This window comes from Vibrio sagamiensis NBRC 104589, assembly GCF_007990935.1.
GTDB lineage: Bacteria > Pseudomonadota > Gammaproteobacteria > Enterobacterales > Vibrionaceae > Vibrio > Vibrio sagamiensis.
Map to the genome: position 1 here is coordinate 1 of NZ_BJXJ01000017.1, position 24,693 is coordinate 24,693.

General features: G+C 43.9%; 24 protein-coding genes. 10 read left to right on the forward strand and 14 right to left on the reverse strand.

Features of this window, described 5'->3' with window-relative positions:
• Positions 1-271: 271 nt before the first annotated feature.
• From gmk to recG, 5 genes are all read left to right on the forward strand, one after another.
• Entirely contained in the window at positions 272-895 is a 624-nt protein-coding gene (gmk, locus tag VSA01S_RS09780; RefSeq protein WP_039980446.1) for a guanylate kinase, read from the forward strand.
• Positions 896-1,122: 227 nt separating this feature from the next.
• Positions 1,123-1,395, forward strand: coding sequence for a DNA-directed RNA polymerase subunit omega (rpoZ, locus tag VSA01S_RS09785; RefSeq protein WP_039980445.1), 273 nt, complete (start codon positions 1,123-1,125; stop codon positions 1,393-1,395).
• A 39-nt stretch (positions 1,396-1,434) separates the two neighbouring features.
• Positions 1,435-3,555: a bifunctional GTP diphosphokinase/guanosine-3',5'-bis pyrophosphate 3'-pyrophosphohydrolase gene (gene spoT, locus VSA01S_RS09790; RefSeq protein ID WP_039980444.1), complete on the forward strand. Its 2,121-nt coding sequence runs from the start codon at positions 1,435-1,437 to the stop codon at positions 3,553-3,555.
• A 73-nt stretch (positions 3,556-3,628) separates the two neighbouring features.
• Complete coding sequence (gene trmH, locus VSA01S_RS09795) at positions 3,629-4,312, forward strand: tRNA (guanosine(18)-2'-O)-methyltransferase TrmH (protein ID WP_039980443.1); 684 nt, start codon at positions 3,629-3,631, stop codon at positions 4,310-4,312.
• Between the two features lie 250 nt (positions 4,313-4,562).
• Entirely contained in the window at positions 4,563-6,644 is a 2,082-nt protein-coding gene (recG, locus tag VSA01S_RS09800; RefSeq protein ID WP_039980442.1) for an ATP-dependent DNA helicase RecG, read from the forward strand.
• Positions 6,645-6,715: 71 nt separating this feature from the next.
• On the opposite strand, the gene envZ is transcribed toward recG, so the two are convergent.
• The 4 genes from envZ to VSA01S_RS09820 all read right to left on the reverse strand — a co-directional run bounded on the left by envZ (position 6,716) and on the right by VSA01S_RS09820 (position 11,618).
• Positions 6,716-8,008, reverse strand: a complete 1,293-nt coding sequence (gene envZ / locus VSA01S_RS09805) for a two-component system sensor histidine kinase EnvZ (RefSeq protein WP_039980441.1) — start codon at positions 8,006-8,008, stop codon at positions 6,716-6,718.
• Positions 8,009-8,265: 257 nt separating this feature from the next.
• A complete protein-coding gene (ompR, locus tag VSA01S_RS09810) occupies positions 8,266-8,985 on the reverse strand; it encodes an osmolarity response regulator transcription factor OmpR (RefSeq protein WP_039980440.1) in 720 nt (239 codons plus the stop codon).
• Between the two features lie 178 nt (positions 8,986-9,163).
• Positions 9,164-9,643, reverse strand: coding sequence for a transcription elongation factor GreB (greB, locus tag VSA01S_RS09815; protein ID WP_039980439.1), 480 nt, complete (start codon positions 9,641-9,643; stop codon positions 9,164-9,166).
• A gap of 94 nt (positions 9,644-9,737) precedes the next feature.
• The gene (locus VSA01S_RS09820) at positions 9,738-11,618 is read right to left on the reverse strand and encodes a putative ATP-dependent zinc protease (protein WP_039980438.1); all 1,881 of its coding nucleotides are present in this window, start codon (positions 11,616-11,618) and stop codon (positions 9,738-9,740) included.
• A 311-nt stretch (positions 11,619-11,929) separates the two neighbouring features.
• Here VSA01S_RS09820 and VSA01S_RS09825 point away from each other — a divergent pair, with 311 nt between their 5' ends.
• Complete coding sequence (locus tag VSA01S_RS09825) at positions 11,930-14,254, forward strand: Tex family protein (RefSeq protein ID WP_039980437.1); 2,325 nt, start codon at positions 11,930-11,932, stop codon at positions 14,252-14,254.
• Between the two features lie 113 nt (positions 14,255-14,367).
• On the opposite strand, the gene VSA01S_RS09830 is transcribed toward VSA01S_RS09825, so the two are convergent.
• Together VSA01S_RS09830 and bioH are read right to left on the reverse strand one after the other, a co-directional pair.
• On the reverse strand, positions 14,368-14,832 hold the full coding sequence (locus tag VSA01S_RS09830) for a hypothetical protein (protein ID WP_039980435.1): 465 nt from the start codon (positions 14,830-14,832) through the stop codon (positions 14,368-14,370).
• A gap of 127 nt (positions 14,833-14,959) precedes the next feature.
• Positions 14,960-15,724 carry a pimeloyl-ACP methyl ester esterase BioH gene (gene bioH / locus VSA01S_RS09835; RefSeq protein ID WP_039980433.1) on the reverse strand — a complete coding sequence of 255 codons (765 nt, stop codon included), beginning with the start codon at positions 15,722-15,724 and terminating at the stop codon, positions 14,960-14,962.
• 137 nt (positions 15,725-15,861) lie between these two features.
• Between bioH and VSA01S_RS09840 the strand changes: the two genes are divergently transcribed.
• From VSA01S_RS09840 to cysQ, 4 genes are all read left to right on the forward strand, one after another.
• Positions 15,862-16,587 (forward strand): amidophosphoribosyltransferase, encoded by a 726-nt coding sequence (locus VSA01S_RS09840; RefSeq protein WP_039980432.1) that lies wholly within the window; start codon positions 15,862-15,864, stop codon positions 16,585-16,587.
• A 94-nt stretch (positions 16,588-16,681) separates the two neighbouring features.
• Positions 16,682-17,266 (forward strand): Fe-S biogenesis protein NfuA, encoded by a 585-nt coding sequence (nfuA, locus tag VSA01S_RS09845; RefSeq protein ID WP_039980431.1) that lies wholly within the window; start codon positions 16,682-16,684, stop codon positions 17,264-17,266.
• A 154-nt stretch (positions 17,267-17,420) separates the two neighbouring features.
• Complete coding sequence (gene nudE / locus VSA01S_RS09850; protein ID WP_039980429.1) at positions 17,421-17,990, forward strand: ADP compounds hydrolase NudE; 570 nt, start codon at positions 17,421-17,423, stop codon at positions 17,988-17,990.
• A gap of 37 nt (positions 17,991-18,027) precedes the next feature.
• The gene (cysQ, locus tag VSA01S_RS09855; RefSeq protein WP_039980428.1) at positions 18,028-18,855 is read left to right on the forward strand and encodes a 3'(2'),5'-bisphosphate nucleotidase CysQ; all 828 of its coding nucleotides are present in this window, start codon (positions 18,028-18,030) and stop codon (positions 18,853-18,855) included.
• Positions 18,856-19,043: 188 nt separating this feature from the next.
• Here the strand turns inward: cysQ and VSA01S_RS09860 are convergent, their stop codons facing one another.
• Genes VSA01S_RS09860 through gspG form a run of 8 tightly spaced genes read right to left on the reverse strand, consistent with a single transcriptional unit; the run spans position 19,044 to position 24,690 of the window.
• A complete protein-coding gene (locus VSA01S_RS09860; RefSeq protein WP_039980427.1) occupies positions 19,044-19,805 on the reverse strand; it encodes a type II secretion system protein N in 762 nt (253 codons plus the stop codon).
• 1 nt (position 19,806) lies between these two features.
• Positions 19,807-20,298, reverse strand: a complete 492-nt coding sequence (locus VSA01S_RS09865) for a type II secretion system protein M (RefSeq protein ID WP_039980426.1) — start codon at positions 20,296-20,298, stop codon at positions 19,807-19,809.
• 7 nt (positions 20,299-20,305) lie between these two features.
• Complete coding sequence (gene gspL, locus VSA01S_RS09870; RefSeq protein WP_039980425.1) at positions 20,306-21,511, reverse strand: type II secretion system protein GspL; 1,206 nt, start codon at positions 21,509-21,511, stop codon at positions 20,306-20,308.
• Entirely contained in the window at positions 21,480-22,490 is a 1,011-nt protein-coding gene (gspK, locus tag VSA01S_RS09875) for a type II secretion system minor pseudopilin GspK (RefSeq protein ID WP_039980424.1), read from the reverse strand. The genes gspL and gspK overlap by 32 nt, the downstream gene beginning before the upstream one ends.
• Entirely contained in the window at positions 22,483-23,250 is a 768-nt protein-coding gene (gspJ, locus tag VSA01S_RS09880; protein ID WP_039980423.1) for a type II secretion system minor pseudopilin GspJ, read from the reverse strand. The genes gspK and gspJ overlap by 8 nt, the downstream gene beginning before the upstream one ends.
• Positions 23,237-23,632 carry a type II secretion system minor pseudopilin GspI gene (gene gspI, locus VSA01S_RS09885; protein WP_258007695.1) on the reverse strand — a complete coding sequence of 132 codons (396 nt, stop codon included), beginning with the start codon at positions 23,630-23,632 and terminating at the stop codon, positions 23,237-23,239. Before gspI ends, gspJ begins: the two co-directional genes overlap by 14 nt.
• Positions 23,613-24,215, reverse strand: coding sequence for a prepilin-type N-terminal cleavage/methylation domain-containing protein (locus VSA01S_RS09890; protein WP_039980421.1), 603 nt, complete (start codon positions 24,213-24,215; stop codon positions 23,613-23,615). The genes gspI and VSA01S_RS09890 overlap by 20 nt, the downstream gene beginning before the upstream one ends.
• A gap of 31 nt (positions 24,216-24,246) precedes the next feature.
• Positions 24,247-24,690, reverse strand: a complete 444-nt coding sequence (gene gspG / locus VSA01S_RS09895) for a type II secretion system major pseudopilin GspG (protein WP_039980419.1) — start codon at positions 24,688-24,690, stop codon at positions 24,247-24,249.
• Positions 24,691-24,693 lie beyond the last annotated feature (3 nt).

Sequence of the window (24,693 nt, forward strand, 5' to 3'; positions counted from 1 at the left end):
AAATAGAATAAGTTAACATTTCAAAAGCCGCTACTTTTGTAGCGGCTTTTTTTATTCACCTCAACACTCTTTACCACTGAACCTTACAATAATACATATTCGCTAGCCACCATCTTAAGAAGGTGATACGCTTCGACTCCATTTTTCTGGCAACTCTCTCTGACACTAAATCAATGACTTTGGTGTAGACACAATTAACGCCAGTGCTATCGTTATAATATGCCGTCAATTTCTTTTCGGCAGTTCATCTAACCAACCGTGGAACAGTACAATGAGCAAGGGTACTCTCTATATCGTATCGGCACCAAGTGGTGCAGGTAAATCTAGCTTGATCTCAGCGATGTTGGAACGTAATCCGACTTACGCGATGAAGGTATCTGTGTCTCACACTACTCGTAATATTCGCCCAGGTGAAGTCGATGGCGTTCATTACCACTTTGTTGAGCAAGATACTTTCAAGTCGCTGATCGCGAAAGGTGATTTTCTCGAATATGCAGAAGTGTTTGGTAACTTTTACGGCACATCTCGAGTATGGATAGAAGAGACGTTGAAAAAGGGCATCGATGTTTTCCTTGATATTGATTGGCAAGGTGCTCGTCAAATTCGCCAACAAATGCCACAAGCCAAAAGCCTGTTTATCCTACCACCATCAAATGGTGAACTCGAACGCCGCTTAAACACACGTGGCCAAGACAGTGATGATGTGATTGCCAAGCGAATGGCCGAAGCAAAATCCGAAATTTCTCATTACAATGAATATGACTACATCATTGTCAATGATGATTTCGATACTGCTTTGCTCGACTTCAAAGCCATCCTGCGCGCAGAAAGACTGAAAGCAGAAAAGCAAGCTGCAAAATATAAAGGCATGCTTGACGCTCTTTTAGCTGAGTAATCGGGGAGCATTCCTCTATCTAACTCGTTACGGTCTTACTCGCGACTGTATTTTTTCCTTACTAATTTTGGACGATACCTAGCTTAACCCAAGGTTTCTGGGTATCTTTAAAAATGAAGTAAAAACCTGAAGAAAGTTATGCTAGCCTGATCTTATTGCTAGTAAATATGTTTCGAAGACTGTATACTTTCTCGTCATTCAAAATTTAGTTAATTATTGGAGTCCTCATGGCACGCGTAACTGTTCAAGACGCTGTTGAAAAAGTTGGCAACCGTTTCGACCTAGTACTGATTGCGGCACGCCGCGCTCGTCAAATGCAAACTGGCGGTAAAGATGCACTAGTGCCAGAAGAGAACGATAAGTCAACGGTTATCGCTCTACGCGAAATCGAAGAAGGTTTAATCACTAAAGAAGTTCTTGATGCACGTGAACGTCAAGAACAACAAGAGCAAGAAGCGGCAGAGCTAGCGGCAGTAAGTAGCATCGCTCACAACCGTTAATTCTGTCTTTAGATTTCATTTACCTTCCGGGCCTATAATTTGTATCTATTCGATAGCCTCAAAGATGTTGCCCAAGAATACTTAACAGAGCCTCAAATTGAGGCTCTGCGTCAATCTTATGTGGTAGCAAGAGATGCCCATGAAGGGCAAACCCGCTCTAGTGGGGAACCATACATTATTCACCCTGTTGCTGTGGCTAGGGTCCTAGCTGAAATGCGCCTTGATATTGAAACTCTCCAAGCGGCTTTATTGCACGATGTTATCGAAGACTGTGACGTCTCCAAAGAAGATCTTGAAGAGAAATTTGGCCTAACAGTGGCCGATCTGGTTGATGGTGTATCTAAACTGGACAAACTCAAATTTCGTGACCGGAAAGAGGCTCAAGCAGAGAACTTCCGTAAAATGGTTCTCGCCATGGTACAAGACATTCGCGTCATACTGATTAAGCTGGCTGACCGCACTCACAACATGCGTACTTTGGGTGCTCTTCGCCCGGATAAGAAACGCCGCATTGCACGTGAAACTCTCGAAATTTATGCCCCTTTGGCACATCGCCTGGGTATCCATAACATCAAGACCGAGCTTGAAGAACTTGGCTTTGAAGCTCTTTATCCAAATCGCTATCGAGTCCTAAAAGAAGTCGTCAAGGCAGCACGTGGCAATCGTAAAGAAATGATCCAGCGTATTCATGACGAAATAGAAGGTCGTCTACACGATATTGGTTTAAAAGTTCGAGTTTCTGGTCGTGAGAAAAACTTATTCTCCATCTACAACAAGATGAAAACTAAAGAGCAACGTTTTCATACGATCATGGATATTTATGCCTTTCGGATCGTGGTTAAATCTGCCGACACTTGTTATCGTGCTCTCGGTCAAGTCCATAGCCTGTATAAACCTCGTCCTGGTCGAATGAAAGACTACATAGCTGTACCCAAGGCTAATGGTTACCAATCTTTACATACTTCGATGGTTGGCCCACATGGTGTTCCTGTTGAAGTTCAGATTCGTACTGAAGATATGGACCAAATGGCTGATAAAGGGGTAGCTGCACATTGGTCTTATAAAGAAAAGGGCGACAAATCCGGCACTACTGCGCAAGTCAAAGCACAACGCTGGATGCAAAGCTTACTTGAGCTTCAGCAGAGCGCTGGCAACTCATTTGAATTTATTGAAAACGTAAAATCTGACCTCTTTCCAGATGAAATTTACGTCTTCACGCCTAAAGGCCGCATCGTCGAGTTACCTTTAGGTGCAACCGCTGTTGACTTCGCTTATGCGGTACACACCGACGTAGGTAATGCCTGTGTTGGTGCTCGTGTTGATAGATATCCTTACCCTCTTAGCCAAGCTCTCAAAAATGGTCAAACTGTCGAGATAATTAGTGCCCCAGGTGCTCGCCCAAACGCTGCTTGGTTAAACTATGTAGTAACATCACGTGCACGAACCAAGATACGTCAAGTACTCAAAACAATGCGTCGTGAAGAATCAATCACACTTGGCCGTCGCTTACTCAATCATGCTCTTGGTCGACACTCAATTGACTCTATTTATCCCGAGAACATCCAAGAAGTTCTCACTGATTTACGTCTTGAAAGTATTGAGGATTTATTAGCAGCGATTGGCCTAGGTGAGTTGATGAGCATCGTGATTGCCCGCCGTCTATTGGGCGATACTGATGAATTGACCACCACCAGTTCGATCCCTAGTGATACTAATCAAAAGCTTCCAATTCGCGGTGCAGAGGGATTATTACTGACTTTCGCTAACTGTTGTCACCCTATCCCTGATGACCACATTATTGCACATGTTTCACCAGGTAGAGGGCTTGTAGTGCACCGAGAAACCTGTCCTAATGTTCGTGGTTACCAAAGGGAACCTGAAAAATACATGGCGGTCGCTTGGTCAAATGACTACAACAAAGAGTTTATTGCTGAACTCCAAGTCGATATGCTCAATAATCAAGGTGCACTTGCAGAGCTGACGAATGTCATCTCCAAAACGGGCTCCAATATCCATGGACTTTCAACCGAAGAACGTGATGGTAGAATGTATACCGTCACCGTGTTGCTCAGTACCAAAGATCGTGTGCATCTTGCTAGTATCATGAGAAAAATCAAAAGCATGGCACAAGCGACCCGAGTAAGAAGACGTAAGCACTAACCACTCAAAGTCGACCTACCAAACCCTAGCCACCCGATAAAATAGGGTGGCTTTTTTTATAGCAAAATAGATTATGAACCTAGAACGTTACCATCGTATCCATCAGGTGCTCAAAGCACGCCAAACGGACCTTACCCTTTGCCTCGAAGAAGTCCATAAGCCCAACAATGTCTCAGCAGTTATTCGTACTGCTGATGCTACGGGGTTACACAAAGTGCATGCTATTTGGCCAGATGAAATGCGCACACTCAGCCATACTTCAGCAGGTGCTCGTAACTGGGTAGAGGTGGAGACTCATCATTCAATTGATGAAGCCATCACACAATTAAAAGCACAAGGCATGCAAGTCTTGGTGACAAATTTGTCTGAGGGTGCCGTTGATTTTCGTGATATCGATTACACCAAACCGACAGCAATCATTCTCGGCAGCGAAAAAGTAGGCGCATCGGAGCAAGCAAAAAAGCTCGCGGATCAAGATATTATTGTTCCTATGATAGGAATGGTGCAGTCACTGAATGTCTCTGTTGCTAGCGCTGTGATTCTTTACGAAGCGCAGCGCCAACGTGAAGCTGCGGGTATGTATCAACGTGAAAACAGTGCTCTAGACCAAGAGACCATCAACCGTATTTTATTTGAGCGTGGTCACCCAGTGTTAGCCAAGGTAGCAAAACGCAAAGGGCTCACTTACCCACAACTTGACGAACAAGGCCAAATTATTGCAGATGATGCATGGTGGCAAGAGATGCAAAGCAAGTAATCCACTCTAGTTATCCTGAACAGCGGTGAAGGAGCGTGATTCAGGATCGACTGTCTGAGCAGGCTAATGTTACTAACATAAGTTTCACTTAGACACTAACGACAAGTCAATTCCTATGTCACTCCGTCCCCTCGGAATAACGGGGACAGCGAAATTCTACTCCTCACGAATACTTACCTATTTTTTCCTGTACAAAAACACAGCAACTTGGTTAACATACTACTATGTTAACCATTTTCTTGAGCCCCTTATGTCTGCCCAATTGTTATCTGCTGTTCCTTTAACCTCCTTGTCCGGCGTTGGCGCTAAAGTCGCAGAAAAACTGGCTAAAGTCGGTTTACATAACGTTCAGGATTTACTGTTTCACCTACCATTGCGTTATGAAGACCGCACCCGTATCTATCCAATGGTAAAGCTTCATGCCGGCTTATGGGCTGCGGTTCAAGGCAAGGTCATGGCAGTGGATACCGCGTTTGGTAAGCGAAAAATGCTGACGGTTAAAATCAGCGATGGTAACGGCACTGTCACCTTGAGGTTTTTTAATTTTACCGCCGCGATGAAAAATAACTTTTCTCAAGGCAAACCTGTTCACGCGTATGGAGAAATTAAACGCGGTGCAATGGGGCTGGAAATCGTTCACCCTGATTACAAATTTTATCTCAATGAACAGCAGCCAGGTGTGGAACAAAGTTTAACTCCAGTGTATCCCACCACAGAAGGCTTGCGCCAAATCACGTTACGCAACCTTACTGAGCAAGCCCTAACACTATTAGATAAAGCCGCCGTCCAGGAACTCTTACCGACAGGGCTCTACCCTAATCAACTCTCGATGGCTCAAGCGCTGCATACTATCCATCGGCCTCCACCGAATATCAATTTAACCCAATTTGATCAAGGTAAGCACCCTGCTCAAATTCGTCTGATTCTCGAAGAGTTACTGGCACAAAATCTGTCCATGCTGGCTGTACGGAGTAAAGGAAAGCAAGATGCTGCGCTCCCTCTTACCGCTTGTGATACATTAAAGCAACAGTTACTTCAGCAATTGCCCTTTTCTCCGACCAATGCTCAATCGCGCGTCGTGAAAGAAATTGAAGCCGATCTCGAACAAGCACATCCAATGATGCGCCTAGTGCAAGGCGATGTTGGTTCAGGAAAAACATTGGTTGCCGCCCTTGCCGCCGTCCGGGCAATCGAACATGGTTATCAAGTGGCTTTAATGGCTCCGACAGAATTACTCGCTGAACAGCACGCTATTAATTTTTCGCAGTGGTTTGAAAAAATGGGCATCCAAGTTGGCTGGTTAGCAGGTAAATTGAAAGGGAAAGCAAAACAAACTGAGCTGGCCAGGATTGCCAGTGGTGAAGCACAAATGGTGGTTGGCACTCATGCGCTATTTCAACAGCACGTCGAATTCAAACGCCTAGCCTTAGTCATTATTGATGAACAACATCGATTTGGCGTTCACCAACGCTTAGAACTGAGAGAGAAAGGCACCAAACAAGGCGTGTATCCTCATCAGTTGATCATGACAGCCACGCCAATACCAAGAACCCTAGCGATGACGGCGTATGCCGATCTTGAAACCTCGGTGATTGATGAATTACCACCGGGCCGAACGCCAATTCAGACTGTTGCCATACCTGATACCAAACGTGACGACATCGTAGAACGTGTTCGACATGCTTGTCTAAACGAAGGTAAACAAGCGTATTGGGTGTGTACACTGATTGATGAGTCTGAGGTTTTAGAAGCGCAAGCCGCCGCCGACACCGCCGAAGAGCTGCAACGTACATTGCCCGACGTAAAAATTGGCTTAGTCCATGGTCGAATGAAACCCAATGAGAAACAAGCGGTAATGCAGGACTTTAAAGACAATAAGCTGCATTTGTTGGTTGCAACGACCGTTATTGAAGTCGGTGTAGATGTGCCCAACTCAAGTTTGATGATCATTGAAAATCCAGAGCGTCTTGGTTTGGCTCAACTGCATCAGTTAAGAGGCCGAGTTGGAAGGGGCTCCGTTGCTAGTCACTGCGTCTTGCTTTACCACTCTCCTTTATCTAAAACAGCACAAAAGCGTTTAGGCGTTTTGCGTGAGAGTAACGACGGTTTTGTTATCGCTCAGAAAGACTTAGAAATCCGTGGGCCGGGTGAACTGCTCGGAACCAAACAAACCGGTTTAGCTGATTTCAAAATCGCTGATTTAATCCGTGATCAGCACTTAATCCCTGAAGTTCAACGCATTTCACGTCATATTCATCAACAGTACCCCGATAATGCAGTTGCTATCATTGATCGTTGGCTTGGTGAGCGGGATATGTATTCCAAAGCCTAAAGGATGACGTATTCACCTTCATATCAGGTTTGGGAAGACAAGTAACCAATTAGAGCAGCATACAAACGGAGTCATTGGGTTGGGAAGCTGATCTGTGCCATCAAACCACCATCGCTGCGATTACGCATCGTGATCGACCCCGAGTGCTGGCTAACAATACGTTTAACAATCGCGAGTCCTAATCCCGTCCCTTCACTGCCCCGAGCCGTATCCCCTCGAGTAAAAGGCTCAAATAGTTTTGCTACCTGAGATGGTTCGATCCCTGGGCCATTATCTTCAATGCAGGCCCATACCAACTTTTTGTCGGCGGTCATACCCGTACTGATTTTTATCCAACCATTGCCATAACGCTGAGCATTGACGACCAGGTTCGTCACAGCACGTTTAATTGCAATTGGGCTACCAGAAGCCTCAAGTGGGAAATGACTAAGCTCAGTTTCAATTGCTTGTTCATATCCCCCTTCTGCAGTTGAAACTTCATTAACAATAGTATTAAGGTCAACTGACTCAAACGAGTCCTTATCAACTGGTTTGAGATAGTCCATAAACTGACTTATGATCTCATTGCATTCCTCTGTATCACCAATAATACCTTCAGCAAGGTAACTGTCTTCTGGTGACATCATTTCTGTTGCGAGACGAATACGTGTTAGTGGAGTGCGTAAGTCATGACTGATCCCTGCCATCAACAGTGCCCGATCTTCCTCTAGTTGTTGTATCCCCTTTGACATCCGATTAAAAGCACGCGTTACCAAACGGATTTCTGACGCACCTCTTTCAGGAATGGGGGCAGGGATTTCTCCTCGTCCAACACCTTTAGCGGCTTTCTCTAACTCCAGCAATGGACGATTTTGCAATCGAATAAATAACCAACCACCAGCAATGATCAGTAAGGCCATGATCAAACTATTGCGAAATAAAGGGATAAAATCTTCCTCTTGCAACTCTGATAACGGCACGCGAATAATGGAGTTAGGTAATTTATTGATTTTAACCCACAGGATATAGCTCTCATCCCCTAGCAATAATCGTACTTCAGTCGGTGAATCGAGGGCTTGTGTCATCTCTGAGGACATTAAATCTATCGACATCGCCTGCTCAAATTCATGCTTCATTTCGCCATCTGCATGGTGAACTGTTACCCCCAGTTTTTCTAATAATTGATGGCGTAATGGCGCATCCGCTTTAAGCAAATCATCCTGATCAATCACAATATTCAACTCATGCGCAATAATCTTGTTGAATTGTTGTAGGCTGGGCATCAAAGCATAGTTAAATAACGCGTAGTATGAAAAGGCTTGGCTGGCGAGAAGGAGAGTAATAAACAACAAAATAGATTGAGTAAATGAGCTTCGAATGCGCATAAAAAGTCCTTGGACACCATCCTCGCAAAGTGTGCAATTTATGAGTGGAAGGCGAATGAAATAAAGACGATAAGTCGTTGAACCAAAAGGTAAGTTTGGAATTTAAGTGAAAACACCCTAAAGTAATATTTGTTGTCGTCAGCTCTGATGGTAGAGCCTACTCTTTGTCAGCAGTCTGGGCAATAAAACCGAGTCAGTCAAACTGCCAAAGAGCACACTTCGTCTTAAAGACTATCTAGCAATTATGATACTAGACGTTATACCTCTCTACCGTCTGGTACAAACACATAGCCTAATCCCCAAACAGTTTGGATATAGCGAGGCTTGCTAGGGTCATCTTCTAACATACGGCGTAAGCGTGAAATTTGAACATCAATGGAGCGTTCCATAGCTGAATATTCTCGACCACGGGCCATATTCATTAGCTTGTCGCGAGACATCGGTTCACGTGCGTTTAGAACCAATGCTTTTAGAACCGCAAATTCGCCTGATGTCAGCGGCATCGCCTCCTCACCACGGAACATTTCACGCGTGCCTAAATTTAGGCGAAATTCACCAAATTCGATAATTTTTTCTTTACTGCTTGGCGCGCCTGGCAATTCAATGGTTTGACGACGAAGTACAGCCTTGATTCGCGCCAATAATTCTCGTGGATTGAACGGTTTTGGTAGATAGTCGTCTGCCCCAACCTCCAAGCCAACAATACGATCAACCTCGTCACCTTTTGCAGTCAACATTAGAATGGGTAAGGCATTATTTGCATTACGTAGTCGACGACAGATTGATAAACCATCTTCACCTGGTAACATTAAATCTAGCACCATAAGATGAAAGTTCTCTCGTGTTAACAAACGATCCATCTGTTCACTGTTGGCTACACTTCTTACCTGAAAACCTTGCTCAGAAAGATAACGCTCCAATAGAGCACGTAAACGAGCATCGTCATCAACCACTAAAATTTTATGATTTTCTTGCATTGAAACACCCTTTCAGAAGCATCTATATCAAGAATGTATCACTGTTTTTTAAGATACGCTTGTGCAAATTGTTACTCTTTTTATATTCATCTCGCTTTTCACTCTTTCACTAGTTAATTTAAACCGTATAGTGCTATTCTAAAAGACTGAACGACATTCAAAAACAAGGTTAACTTCATTATTTTTTGTCATAAGAAATACGATTTATAAACCATTCCTTGTCACCTTCTGGTGTACGAACAATAAACTCATCATTCACTTCTTTTTTAAGTAATGCTCGTGCCATCGGTGAATCGATAGAAATATACTCTTTTGCATCACCATAAATCTCTTCCGGGCCTACAATGCGAAATTTCTTAACTTCTCCTGCCTCATTTTCTATTTCAACCCAAGCACCAAAGAAAACTTTACCTTCCTGTTGAGGGGAATAATCGACGATAGTCACTTCGGGTAGGAACTTACGTAAAAAACGCACTCGACGATCAATTTGGCGCAACAAACGCTTGTTAAAGGTGTAATCAGCATTCTCTGAACGATCACCAAGACTGGCAGCCCAAGTCACTATTTTCGTAATTTCTGGACGATGCTCATGCCATAAATAATCATGTTCAGCTTTGAGTTTGTTGTAACCTTCTCGGGTGATCAGCTTGGTTTTCACAGTAATAATCCAAATTTATCTATCAGATTGAGTCATGATCCAAGTGACCCCACTTTATACTCAACGTATTTAAGCCACTTGGGTTATATAAACGTTACTTTTCGTATTCTGGCTTTGAGGTAAGAAGATACTCCGCCTCACTAGCCACTAAAGCACCATGCTTTAAAAAGTTTTTACCTAAAATCATACTGTAATGGAAGCGGCTGCGATCTTGTAAGTTAACCTGAATTTTTTTCTCTAGTTCTCCCAACTTCACATGCATTTCTACGACAGGTCGAACACTGGCTTTCTCACCCTTTTTAGCAGTAATGCGCATAATATCGACAACTGGTTTAGTAAACTCCTTTTTCACTCCATGATCATTCTCATAAGTGAAACTGACCATCTCTTGGCCTTGTTGTGTAAAGCGCTTGATATTCTGTGCACTAATTGAACTCACATCTGCTCCGGTATCCAGTTTTACTGGAAAAGAAAGCCCTTCAACTTCTGCGACTTCAATATGACCAGCTCTAAACAAAGGCTTTGCATCCAACAAATGGTCAGTACGAGTATTTAATAAAACACCGCCTTTACTGATCTCATGGCCAAAAGTAAAATAAGGTTTACCTTTGTCCTCTTTTTTCAACACATCAATAGCAAAGTTGAGTATTTTCTTTTTACTTCCTAGTGTTATCTCACCTTCAACCACAGGGCGAATTGCCTTGCCGATTTTGAGCTTTTTCAGCACTGGCTTAGTGATCTTTTCTTCTTCCCCACTTTCTGTTGGCAAATAAAAAGTCACTTGTTCTTGTTTGTTGTTTTTTGTCAACTCAAAGCCATCAACTCGCAATAGAGGAGTCTTAACTGTAAAAGTTGGATAAGCAGGCAATCGATGACCGTCAAGACTGATATTCTCTTGTGGAGAGATGATTAGTGGCTTGGCCCTCAAAACATCTTTGAACGACTTTTTAACACCACCAAGTAAGTTTTCTCTCTCAGTGTCGACCATAAAGTACTGATTCAAAACATCTTTACCTAATCTAACTTGTGAGGAGTAGCCACTACGGTCACGCAAGTAGACTAGCCACTGTTGTGTGTGAGTCTGATTGATTTGTACTGGTAAATAGACCGACGGACGCTCCCCCTTACTGGTTTTCAGCATTCGCACGAGTGGTAATTCCATTTTGTGCCGCTTACCATTTTCACCTTCAAGCATAAAAGAAATCCGCCTGTTCTTTTTATCCACTTTAATATCTAAAGCATGCACGCTAGTGTAGCGGTTAGTGTCGGAAATACTGACTCGATAAGTAACCCCGTTAATATTGACCGTTTCTTTTTTACCAATCATTTGTGCATCAGGCTGAACTTGTAAATAGTCATAGCCTGCAAAAACCCAAGCATGATTATCCAAATAACTTTTACCGATTAGGATTGGAGTGGAAAATTGGGTACGTTCTGTCAAGTTAACCACCATATCAACGGTATGATCAGCGATAGTCATTGGCATAGTAATGGTTGGACGTAAAATCGGTTGTGTTTCTGTACGATTGCGAATAGCACTGATTCGTTCCAAGTCATCGGTAATTTTAATCGGCTTACCTGTATACGGATGACGAATTATGAAACTAACTTTGAGCTGATAGGGCTTAAGATTTTCATGATCTCGAGCCTCTTTTGTTCCACCGACTTCATCAACAATACTGCGCATTAGAGCGTTATCTTTAAGATCTTTAAAATCAGGGTGAGTACTGTAAACATGAATCTGCTCAGCATGCATCGATGAACTGTCTGCACCAGTATCAATCTTACCGCTAAATGGGACTTGCTCAAGTTCAGCAACATCAGAGTAGTAGACTTTCTCCATGCGGCCTAAAACCATTTTATCATCAAGTTGATAAATCGGATCTTGCGTTGTCGCGTAAAGCGTTTGCGACCAAGCATATGGCTGTGCAAGTAAGGCACCGGATAGTGCCAATATTAAAGACATTTTCTTCATCTGGTTTCCCATATAGGCTATGAACAATTTGCAAAGTTCAAAATAACTAAGTTCTGAATTTGATTACAGCTTTGACATTTTTCTGCCTGCTGTCCATCGACAACGGGTAAATTTTTATTTAGGTTTTCTTCATCATAACTCTGTTTTAAGTCTCTCGTTAGAGTGATATTAATATCATTAAGTTCAAACGATAGGCACTTTTACATATGACGGTTTCTCGAGGTTTAAATATCAAACATTGTAAATGCTATTAAGTACCCCCATGTTCTGTACCATACCAATACCTACATAAATTGAAAGAGAATACACGGATGAGCCAAGCTATCTGTCGCATGATTGCTCACGAGCTGAACGTTCGCCCCGAGCAAGTTACCGCTGCTATGACATTGATTGATGACGGTAACACAGTCCCATTTATTGCTCGTTATCGTAAAGAGGTTACTGGAGGCTTGGACGATACTCAGCTCCGTAGCTTAGACAGCCGACTCTCTTATCTACGTGAAATGGATGAGCGTCGCCAAGCAATTCTTAAGTCGATTCAGGAACAAGGCAAACTCACACCTGAATTGGAACAAGCCATCACACAAGCAGACAGTAAAACGCGCTTAGAAGATTTATATCTGCCTTATAAACCTAAACGTCGCACCAAAGGTCAAATAGCGATCGAGGCCGGGCTCGAACCACTGGCCAACCAGCTTTGGAAACACCCTCAAACTGACCCAGAAAACGAAGCAAATCAATATATTGATTCTGAAAAAGGGATAGCTGATACTAAGGCGGCTCTTGATGGTGCACGAGCGATCATCATGGAGCGCATTGCCGAAGATGCTGACTTGCTTGAAAAGATCCGCGTTTATCTCAATCGAAACGCTGAAATGTGTGCCCGAGTCGTGGAAGGCAAAGAACAGCAAGGGGAGAAGTTTAAAGATTACTTCAATCATAACGAACCTTTGAGTAAGGTTCCTTCTCACCGCGCACTCGCCATGCTACGTGGCCGTAACGAAGGCTTCCTGACTTTGGCCATGGATGCCGATCCTGCTCAAGAAGAAGGCGTTCGTCAGTCTTATTGTGAAACCCTTATCGCCGATCATTACGGCGTGACCCTGAGTAGCGCTCCTGCTGATACATGGCGCAAACAGGTCATTAGCTGGGCATGGCGCATTAAAGTATCAATGCACATGGAAACCGAACTCATGGGCGCGATGAAAGAACGCGCAGAAGTCGAAGCCATAGAAGTGTTTGCTACCAATCTCAAAGATCTATTAATGGCTGCGCCTGCAGGACCACGTGCCACCTTAGGCCTCGATCCGGGCTTGAGAACGGGTTCAAAAATTGCGATTGTCGATGCAACAGGTAAAGTCCTGACGACCGAGACCATCTACCCTCACCCACCACAGAAGCAATACGACAAGTCGATGCAAATCGTTGACCAGTTGGTGCGCAAATATAATGTTGATTTAATCGCGATCGGTAATGGAACCGCCTCACGCGAAACCGACAGCTTTGTTGCAGACGTCATCAAGCGTGGTGGCTTGAAAGTACAAAAGATCATCGTAAGTGAAGCAGGCGCGTCGGTTTACTCGGCTTCTGAGCTAGCAGCAAAAGAATTTCCGAATATGGATGTTTCCCTGCGTGGTGCGGTTTCGATTGCTCGCCGCTTACAAGATCCTCTGGCAGAATTAGTAAAAATTGACCCGAAATCGATCGGAGTGGGTCAATACCAACACGATGTCAGTCAGTCCATGCTCGCAAAACGTCTTGATGCGATCGTTGAAGATTGTGTAAACGCAGTCGGCGTCGATGTGAACACGGCTTCTGCGGCTCTACTCACTCGTGTTGCGGGACTGTCGACCACCATCGCCCAAAATATCGTTACTTTCCGCGATGAAAATGGCCGTTTTGATGCCCGTACTGCTCTGAAAAAAGTCCCTCGCTTAGGGCCAAAAGCCTTCGAACAATGTGCAGGTTTCCTGCGTATTATGGACGGCAAAAATCCATTGGATGCCTCTGCGGTTCACCCAGAAGCCTACCCTGTGGTGAAAGCCATTGCAGAGAAAAACAGTAAAGACATTAAAGCATTAATTGGCGACTCAAGTTTTCTAAAGAATCTGCATGCCGTTGATTACACCAATGAGCATTTTGGTGTACCAACCGTCAGCGATATCATTAAAGAATTGGACAAACCAGGTCGTGATCCACGTCCAGAATTCAAAACCGCAACCTTTGCTGAGGGCGTCAATTCGGTCGCAGACTTGGAACCAGGAATGGTTTTAGAAGGGGTTGTCTCCAACGTTGCGAATTTTGGTGCATTCGTTGACATTGGTGTTCACCAAGATGGTTTGGTGCATATTTCAGCCCTGACCGATCGCTTTGTTTCCGATCCACGTGAGGTGGTAAAAGCTGGTGACATTGTCAAAGTCAAAGTAATGGAAGTCGATGTACAGCGTAAACGTATTGCTTTATCCATGCGCTTAAGCGATGAGCCCGGCCAAGATAACCGTAGCCAACGTTCATCCACACCACGTAACTCTGCACCTCAACAACCGCGTCAACACCAACCTCGTCGCGATGACTCATCATCCAACAGTGCGATGGGCGGTGCATTTGCAGCAGCTTTTGCTAAAGCAAAGAAGTAAAAACTAAAGACGCATCATATAGACTGCCCGTAAGAAAAAGGGTAATCAGTAGATAAAAACACTCCAACCCGCTAACGGATTGGAGTGTTTTGTTTGCGTAGGATCGTAAACCGTCATAACACCGCAATCACTTCTGACGGCGTATGAGGCGCAACCGAATGACCATAATGAAATTTGATCACTTTTCTGCGTTTTTCCATTAATCCTTGTTTGACCGCAGCCTCTAAAATACGCTTAGGTAAACGAAAGCGTATCGTGTACCCCTTGCCTTGCTCTTCACTGTACGATGTAAGCGCAAGCAAACCAAAAAGACGCGCTAAAGGGTCTTCAGGTTCTTGATGATCAGAGGCTTCAACATCTTGTTCCATTTCATAGTCGGGATGCTGTGACGGATCCCAACGAGATTGACGCCGCCGCTTCTCATCGCTATTCACTTTGCGCTCTGCGTTGATTTGCGACAAAGCCATCGTTGGAGTAACAGGTTCTCGGGCTTTATTATCACGAGCCGCTTGTTCACTCTGTACATTTATCGATGGGGCGATCAGTGGCACACTGACATTGGTCGGTGATATAACCATTGCAAACCCTCCCAATCATCACCCAACTCACCCTTTCCAGTTTGTTAAAAGAGCAGTCAGAAGTTATATCGGCCAATTTTTAATCAGCTTTAGTTTTTAATCATTTCAGCTCTAACCATTGAAAGGACTACCCTGCAAACTGACGTATTTGCTCACAAAACTCATCCTGTTCAGTCATAAATGGAGCATGAGAAGATCGGCTGAAAATAAATTGCTGTGTATGAGGCAATTGTGTGTTCAGAGCACTTGCTACCTTAATCGGCACTAGTCCATCTAATCGACCATAAAGACGTAACACAGGCATAGAAAGCTTGCTCAATACTTCACGTAGATCGACATCGGCTAGAATATTCAAGCCAACCAATAACGAGCCTGGATTAGGTTGTGGTCGCGACAAAATAGCCTGTTTCAGTTTTTTCACATCCTGACGTGCAGACGGGCTTCCCATTGCTTGTAACGCCATAAAGCGTTCAATCGTGAGGGAGAAGTCTTCGAGTAATTGTTCCGTGAAAGCACTCAATACCTGAGGTTGAATGCCTCGCCAAGAAGAATCTGCAGAGAATTTAGGCGAACTCGCTACGGTGATCAATTTACTCACGCGCTCTGGAGCTTGCTCGGCAATGTAAGTGGCAATCAATCCTCCTAATGACCAGCCCAACCAAGTGGCTTGCTCTGGCGCTTGGACTAAGAGCATTTCTGCTATCTGGGCAAGATCAGCCGCATGGTACTGCGCACTGTGACCATAACCAGGTAGATCAACAATATGCACAGTGAAGTCCTGCTTCAGTGATTCAACAGCTTGCTGCCATACTGCACCATTCATGCCCCACCCATGTAACAAAACCAAATCAGGCCCTTGACCCAGTGTTTGCCAGTATAAATTCGTGCTCACGCTCGCATAACCTCCGACTTATATGCTTCAAAACCCTGTTTAGCACACGCTAACCTAGGGTTTATTGACGACTTTTAGTGCGGCTTATTTATCTCAAATGAAGCACACAAAATAAACGCTTTTAAGGAATGAACGACATGGTATTTCATCAGTGGCAAAACATCATGTCTCGCATGCTAAGCAGCCAATGTGGATTGTGCCACTTTCCTCTGCATGCTTCACAGCCATCGAATCCACTTAACTGGTGCCAACACTGCATCAAATATCTCACCGTTGTAAAACGATGCTCACGCTGTGGCTTGGCACTCAAACTTTATGACGCAGAATATAGCGAACAATGTGGTCAATGCCTAACTGAGCCTCCTCCTTGGCAACGCTTATACACATTAGGAGATTACGACTTTCCGTTATCTGGACAAATTCAACGCTTCAAAGACCATGGTGAGATGTGGCAAGTGAATGCGCTCACACGGTTGCTGGCTGAACGTATTGAGCAACCAGCGCCAGTAATCACTTATGTGCCACTTCATTGGCAGCGCTACTTAACTCGAGGGTTCAATCAAAGCCATATACTCGCGCAACACTTGGCAAAACATTTGCAAGCTAAGTTAGATACAAAGCTATTTCGCCGTATAAAAAACTCACCGCCTCAACGAGGGAGCAATAAGAAAAATCGGCAAAAAAATTTGCATGATGCATTCATTTTACAAAAAAAAGTATCAGTTTCACATGTTGCAATTGTCGATGATGTTGTAACGACTGGGAATACCGTACGACAATTATCCAATTTATTACTTGAAGTTGGCGTTAAAAGCATCGATATTTATTGCATCTGTAGAACTCCTGTCTCTCACTCACTCTAATCGACCTAATGAGATCTCAGCAAAAAGACTAGACCACAGAGAGAACAGGAGTAAAATAGCCGTAATAACCTACAAATTTACTCAGGTACTTGTCGTGTCAAATATTACTATTACAGAAACTGCCCAAAAGCATTTCGCTAACCTTTTAGGCCAGCAGCCTGAAGGTACAAACATTCGTGTTTTCGTCGTAAACCCAGGAACACAAAATGCAGAATGTGGTGTGTCCTATTGCCCACCAGAAGCGGTAGAAAGTACTGATACCGAGCTTTCTTTCCAAGGCTTCTCTGCTTTTGTTGATGAGCTTAGTTTGCCGTTCTTAGATGAAGCGGAAATTGACTTCGTTACTGACAAAATGGGGTCTCAACTGACGCTTAAAGCTCCGAACGCCAAAATGCGTAAAGTGGCTGATGATGCCCCTCTTTTGGAACGTGTTGAATACGCTATTCAAACTCAAGTTAACCCACAGCTCGCTAGCCATGGCGGCCATGTCAACTTGGTTGAGATCACCGAAGATGGCGTCGCTATTGTCGCCTTTGGTGGTGGATGTAATGGCTGTTCGATGGTTGATGTTACTCTTAAAGAAGGCATTGAAAAAGAACTACTTAATCAGTTTGTTGGCGAGCTTACTGCTGTTCGTGATGCAACCGAGCATGATCGCGGCGACCATTCTTACTACTAATCAATGCGCTCACCAAACGGTGAAATTAGCGACTGGTCACAGTGACATTAAAAATGGGAGGCACTGGCCTCCTGTTTTGTTTGTTCTCCCTGCGATCTTCGCTGCATTATTATCATGCCATCAACCTTTGTGAACGATTTCTAGGAGCTAACAGATGTCGAAAAGGACGCCACCAACGATACTTTCTTGTCAGACGGTTGCTCAATCCAAGCTGTTTCGGGTCGAGTCGCTCGACCTGCGCTTTTCTAATGGTGAACAACGCACCTATGAACGAATGAAACCAAGTGGACGCGACGCAGTGATGGTCGTTCCGGTGACTGAACAAGGTGATTTACTCCTAATACGCGAATACGCAGCAGGCACAGAGTGTTATGAGTTAGGCTTCCCAAAAGGCCTTATCGATTCAGGCGAGACCGCGCAGCAAGCTGCAAATCGAGAACTCAAAGAAGAAATTGGCTTTGGTGCTCGCAATTTAATACCTCTTAAACAGGTGATCATCGCCCCTTCGCATTTTTCAAGTAAGATGACGCTCTTTCTTGGCCAAGATTTATACCCAGAGCAGCAACAAGGAGATGAACCTGAGCCACTAGAGATCGTCCGCTGGCCTCTTAATCAAGCTGAAGCCCTGTTAAGCCACTTAGATTTCCGTGAAGCCAGAAGTATCACTGCTTTATTACTGGCCTTAAAACACCGACCAAGCATCACTCCCAATCAAGACAGATAATAATAATTGCTCGCCAAATTGTGAGAGAGGATAACGAATGCCAACAAACAAAGATGTATCTCACCTTCTACCACAAGTTATTGAGATTGCCAGAAGTGCTGGTCAGCTCATTTTAGATATTTATCAAAATAAGCAATATCAAGCTTACACCAAAAGCGACGACACTCCCGTTACGAGTGCTGATATTGCCGCTCATAAGTTGATCGTAAAACGCTTAAGTGAACTGACACCAGACATCCCTGTTCTTTCAGAAGAAGCTGCAGATATTAGCTTAGAGCAACGTTCTCAATGGGGGCGCTATTGGTTAGTGGACCCTCTGGATGGTACCCAAGAATTCATTGCTCGAAGTGGTGATTTCGCCACGATTATCGCCTTAATAAATAACAATGCCCCAACAATGGGTGTGGTGTATGCCCCCACCTCTGGCGTAACCTATTACGCTTACAAAGGGAAAGGAGCGTGGAAAATTCCAGATTTGGCAGAGAGTGTCAAAATTCACACCCACAAGCATGAACACGTGGGACAAAATATTGCAATAGCCATCAGTCGTCGCCAAGATATCAATCGCATCACGACTCGTATGAGTCCAACATGGAATTATGATTTGATCCCGCTTGGTTCAGCAGCGCTCAAAGCGTGTTTAGTCGCAGAGGGTGCTGTTGATTGCTACCTGCGTATCGGACCTACTGGCGAATGGGACACAGCAGCAACTCAATGTATTGTTGAAGAAGCAGGAGGACGTATTCTAAGCACTGAGTTACTACCTCTTTCCTACAATGAACGGGAAACACTGGAAAATCCAAACTTCATTGTTTTAGGCGATGTAGATTTACCTTGGAATGAAATTCTTTTGGATAAGAACTAACCTAGCTTTGTCGGTTCAGCTCTTGAAATAGAAAAGAAGTAGAAAGAGTGAACTCTCCATTTCCAGAATCCAACAGTGCATTTTTTGGCTCAAACTTATGGAAAAAGAGTCAAAGCCCATAGAAAAGAGCCATATGAACACGGCTCTTTTTATTTTTTAAATTATACTTCTCAAATCGAAAGCTTGATCTAAATCTTACCTTGATGAACAAACTCGTATCGACCTTTAGGATTAGGGTCGCCGAGCCATTTCAGCTGCTCATTCATGCTTTGTGGAAACTCTGCACCAGGCTTAAACCAAGCTTTCGCCGAATAAGCTTGCTCTGGGGTTAGCTCGCCAGAGAACTCCGCAGACACTTGGCTGCTATTTTGGCTCCCTGATGCCTTAAGAAGGCTATTTTCACAGCTGAGGTTCGCAGTTGCTTTATCCAATTGCAGTTCCCCTACTGGACTCTGCACTCTGGCTTGAGTCAGAGTCAATGTCGCATCACCTGATTTGCACCATGGCGCAGCGTAAGTGGCTTGATTCACCTTTAGCGTTAAACGGCCACTGGCACCTAATGGTAAAGGAAGCTGTGCTTGCTGTAGCGCTTTATCGACTGGCATGGACACCTCAAGCTTCTCAGCATAAGGACCATCCAATAAACCATAACCGACAAAGCCTTGGCCTTTGAAGTTTAAGTCGCTACCACGCCCAAATCGAACGTCAAATTCAGCCTTACCCATCAGTAAACTTGACCACTGAAAATCCCAGTTGAGTTTGCCTAAATTCTGTTGCTGCCATCGCACATTCGCAGCACGACCTTTCCACAAGGTTCCCTGTGGATTAGTGATCTCTAAACCTGGTGGTGTAGAAACCTGTGCTAGCACCCAAGATATTGGCAAGCCAGCAATCAGGCTTGCAAAAAAGAAGGTGACAAAAATGACTACATAAACAATGGTTTTCTTCACCTTAACCTCGCTTAAATTGCAGGCGATTTACATCCACCATACCCGCTTGTTCTGTACGATCGATATCAAGAAACTCCGTATCGATACCTTGCTGTTCTTTCAGATAACGGAGCCAATCCACCAATTGATTAAATGCCAACGGTTTGATCCATACCTGTACACTTTCATCACGTGGCTGTACACGAATTAATTCAATTTTATAGCGGCGAGCAGACGAGGAAACCACTTGGTTCAGTGATTGACCAGAAAAGCTTACGCCACCGCTCTTACGTAAAGCCGTAATCTCATCGGCTTTTTTCTGCACAAAGTTGAGAAACTGCTGCTCAGATTGAATACTTTTTTGAACTTCCATCGTGCGCTGATTCATCGGTTGATATATGCCCCAATAGAGAATACCTATACCAAACACCACTCCAGCGACAATAATCATGCGTTGCTCACGTAAGGAAATGTCACTCCACCATGCTTGAAGTTGTGTGATTACTTTTTTCATTCTCACCTCACTTTTGTGTCAAGACAAAGCTACCAATCACCGCATCATTATTACGATTCGACTGGCCTTGGCTGACATTAAACTGCTCTTCGAGCTTGACACGTGCTTGTTCGAATGGCTGAAAATCTGAGCTGCGTGCTTGAATGCGAACTTCGCCTTTTTTGCCATCGTACTTAAAATTGGTGATTTGTATATCTTGAACCTGACCTAATGTCTTAGGTAACGCTGCCAACCAAGGTAACATCCCTGCACTTCCTGCGCCTCCAGAGAGGTTAGTAACTTCTTTTTTTAGTTGACGTCTAAGGACATGTTCACTTTGGAATCTTGTTTTATCAGGAAAGATCTGCTTGATGATTCTCAGACTTTCATCTCGATAGGCCTTTGCTTGTAATTCATGTTTATAGACCATCATTACATGATGAGTAACAGAAGCCACCAGCATAATGCAGGCTGCAATCGCAGTTTTCTTCCATACCTTAAGGTGCTTACCCCAAGATGATTTAGGCTTAAAAGCCCCCGCAAGTAAATTTATGTTACTTTCAATTGCTCCTTGAGCAAGCAAAGCCATTGCCATTTCTTCTGGTTTCGCTACCCAATGACTTATCAAAGATGAATCTGGCAGTGAGCTATAACACTCAAGTTGCAAGTCTTGATTGTCATGCTGCATATAAGCCGACAGGTATAAATCTAACCAAGCAGTATCAACAACTGCACCTTGAGTCGCAGAATGACGCAACAGCCATTGATCTCCCAATAAAACAGCACTGCTACTGCCTTCTTGGGTTGGTAACGCCAACACATCAGGAAGCACTCGTTTAATACTTAATTTTTGACTGGTAAAACGTTGCAAAATGATCTCAACCCAAGCACTTTCAACAGCGCATATTTGCGCTTTATCACTTTGCTTATTTAACACGGTGAAATGCAGATTTTCGACGTCTTGTGCAACTTCGTCTTCAACCAAAAATGGCAACATGCTTTCAAATTGGCGTGACGCTCCAGGTGGGATTGCCACTTCAGTGAGTACACAGTCACTGCCAGATAATAACACTATAATTTGTCGCTGATCAGCGTAAGACGCCAGTTCATCAAGATGCTCCCAGCCAGCGACTTCACCACTGGCAATAACTTCCTGTTGCTGTGTCGACCATATCAACCATGGAATGGTACTTTGTTGTTCGCTACTCAGCCGAACGGTCAGAAACTCGCTCACTGATACCTCCAAAACGACGGCGAACTACGTTCACCGTATCTCTATCTGTACTTTGTAAAAGACTACGTATACGCACACGCGATTCATCGACTAATACCTGTGCATCTAACTCAAAAAAGGCGCTATCGACCCCTAAGTAGCCTGTCGCTTTCTTTTTTATCTCGTCATTTAAGCCAGCAAATTCTGACTCAGCTAAAAAATCTTCAACGCTTCCCCAACCATCAAAAGACCGTTTCTCAATCAACTGAACGGCATCACTACTATCGAGATAGGGGGCAAATAAAGCCACCAGGATAGGGGCTTGCTCCACCTCAAGCGTATTGACGTTTAGTTCCCATTCATCCGTTGGTAAAGCACAGATCATTGGTAATAGTTTTTGATGAATATCGCCACTAACTTTATACACCGAGCGTAATTCACTGGCATCCGCCAACCAACTGTTAGCTGCCAAATAGGCTGGTTTCATACCTTCATAGGTACTATCTTCGACCCCAGCCATAGACCGAACCACATCATCTTGATCAAGGTATTCCCATGTTGCATCAGCTATCACTTCAGCCTGATAAGGTTCAACTTCAAGCTCTTCCATTAAGCTCTGGAAGACCTTTACTAAGTATGGGCGATTGGTTTGACCCATCGCAGGTGGCACGGTTGCGAGGACATTGAGATTAAAACACGCCTGTTTATCTACAATTTTACCTGTAGCTTGACCATAATCGAGCGGGTAAACCTGCTCTTTGATTGCCCATGCTTGACTTAAATTGATCGTTTCACTGTCTTTGTAGCTCTGTTGAATACCAAGCTTTGCCAATTCTTCAACACCTAAGCTATACCAGTAGGCTTGCTGGTAATTGATTTGATTAGAGCCACGTTGAAAGTGTAAAAATAACCTTTCCGTCATACTGGCAGCAATGGTTGTCATTATTGCTAGCAGCATAAGAATAACAATAAGGGCGACACCACTTTGACGCTTAACCATCAAAGCCTCCTGTGACATCATCATTCATGGAGTCATCAGTTTGGAAATCATTTTTACGAGAGTTATCATTTCGAGGAGCATCACCTCTGTCAAAGCCATCATCGTCATTGCGACCAGGTTTTTCACTCGCCACAAGTTTACCGCCTGAGGTTAAGTAAGTACGGGAAATCTCACCGTAGTCTTGTAGCTTGAGTACCATTTTTATCGCTGATGGTAGTGTTCCCTTTTCATCCCAAGTCTCCTTCCATGAGTTTCCATCATAAAAACGCATATCCCATTCATCGACTTGAGAAAGCAATGGTGTCACGACAGGAGTTTGGCCCACGGGAGTATCGGGATAACGCCACCAAATACGTTGCAGAGATTCACCTTTTAGGCGATACCCAACCTTAGTCACTTCACCACGAGGAAATTGTTGTTGAGGGTTGTGCCAACCTGTTCGCGTAAACATAATGCCCTTAGCGTCAGAATTGAGAAGGTTATCAGACCAAAAAAGTAATTTTTCTGCAGGCTTTTCACCATTGGTACGCGTCGTTCTTGTCGCCATCTGGCGAAAATCATTATCCATCATTACCAAAGCACGTTGCAGTTCATTTAATCGCTGAGTTTTTTCTAGCGATACTTGATTGCTCTGCTGAACCTGAGAAACTACTTGATACGCCGCCATACTCATGGTGGCAAAAATGGCAATGGAGACCAACACTTCAATAAGAGTAAAGCCTTGTGTGCTACGCGAAAGCTGAGGTTTACTGCTTAACATAACTTCTCACCGTAACAATTGGATTGGCTTGCTCTTCTATCGATACACTCACATCAAATGCCTTAAGTAAAGGCTGTGCCGTGGCGACCGGTTTTACTTTCCAATACCAAGTTCGACCCGCTAATTCTTCACTGCCATTTTTGGCTTTGAGTTTCTCAGATGAAAGCATGACATTGGCCATTTGGTTATCCACAACCATTGCGGCAAACATCTTATCTTCAAGGTAACTTACCGTAGTAATGTGCTGACTCACTGAACGAATCACACTGATTGCTGCTGTCGCAAACACAGCAAGCGCTACTAACACTTCAAGCAGGGTCATACCTCGAGTTTTTCGTGTCACTGCAGTATGAGAAGCCAAATTAGAATGCCGCATTATCATCCTCTTCTACCTCTTCTCCTGGCCCCATCAGCAAGATTTCTCCTGTATCCTTACCAATCACACGCCAGCCATCATTAAAAATATCGCCATCGCTCGGATAAAAGGATAAGGTAAACGGCGTAACCTCTGAACTTGATAAAATAAAAACTTGCGGGGGTTTTACTTGTTTCTTTTTTTTATCTTCCTCAGCAAACCTATCCTCTTCAAATAAGCTGCCTGGCTCAAAAAGTCGGTCGTCCTCTTGCCAAGCACCGCCTCCAAGTTCTAGTTGGAGTGATAGACCATCTTCAAGTTTAGTTTCACTTGGGATCTGCTTAAGTTCTAATGGCTGCCAACCTTCCTGATCCAAGCTCAGCAAAACATATTCAGATTTTTTTTCATCAACTCGTAGACCAAAATCTTTTCCAGCCAATACAGCTTCTTCATTCATCAGTTGTATGCGCTGGAAAAGGCTCTGTGCATACTTTTTGGATAAGTCGTTTTTGCTCGAAGGCAACGTCGCAATCACTGCAACAGCAGTCAGCGACAACAAAACCAGCACCAATAAAATCTCTATCAAGGTAAAACCGTGTTGTTTATTCATGTATCTCATTGGTACTGGTTGTTCACTAAAGTTATTTAACGTCTTGCATATTCCAGTTGCCGATATCAGCTTGTGAGCCTTCACCGCCTTCTTGGCCATCTGCACCTAAAGAAAAGATATCGATCACACCATTATCGCCAGGGCTTAGGTACTGGTATGCATTACCCCAAGGGTCATTGGGTAAACGTTTAATGTAACCACCGTCACGATAGTTACGCGGTTCTGGATTCGATGGCATGGTAACCAATGCTTCAAGACCTTGGTCTGTAGTTGGGTAAACACTGTTATCCAACTTGTACATGTCTAATGCATTTTCTAGTGCCACGATGTCCGTGATTGCTTTTTGTTTGTCTGCTTTATCTTTATTACCAAGCAAATTAGGGACAACAACACTAGCCAAAATGCCGATGATAACGATCACCACCATAACTTCTAACAAGGTAAAACCCTGCTGCTTAACACGATTTTTTTTCATTAT